Genomic DNA, 410 nt, shown 5'->3' with positions numbered 1-410 from the left:
ACCACGAAGGTCAGGTTGTCCAGACCCTCGCGCGCGGCGATGCTCAGCTGGCCCAGCGACTCGGGCTCGTCCATCTCGCCGTCGCCGAGGAACGCCCACACATGCGACTTCGAGGTGTCCGCGATGCCCCGCGCGTGCATGTAGCGGTTCATTCGCGCCTGGTAGATGGCGCCGATCGGGCCGAGACCCATCGACACCGTCGGGAACTCCCAGAAGTCCGGCATCGACCGCGGATGCGGGTACGACGACAGCGCGTACGGCGCCGCCGACTTCTCCTGGCGGAACCCGTCCAGGTGCCGCTCGCTCAGCCGGTCCAGCAGGTACGCGCGGGCGTAGATGCCCGGCGAGGCGTGCCCCTGGAAGAAGACCTGGTCGCCGCCGTCGCCCTCGTCCTTGCCGCGGAAGAAGTG

The 410-nt window shown here is 69.3% G+C and carries 1 pseudogene; it reads right to left on the bottom strand.

The window, feature by feature from the left end:
* A pseudogene (locus LPA54_RS40485) lies at positions 1-410 on the bottom strand (pyruvate dehydrogenase (acetyl-transferring), homodimeric type); the annotation flags it as partial.

Source organism: Streptomyces sp. DH12, assembly GCF_020873895.1.
GTDB lineage: Bacteria > Actinomycetota > Actinomycetes > Streptomycetales > Streptomycetaceae > Streptomyces.
Note: the sequence above shows the minus strand (reverse complement) of the source record. Positions and strands in the feature narration are given on the sequence as shown.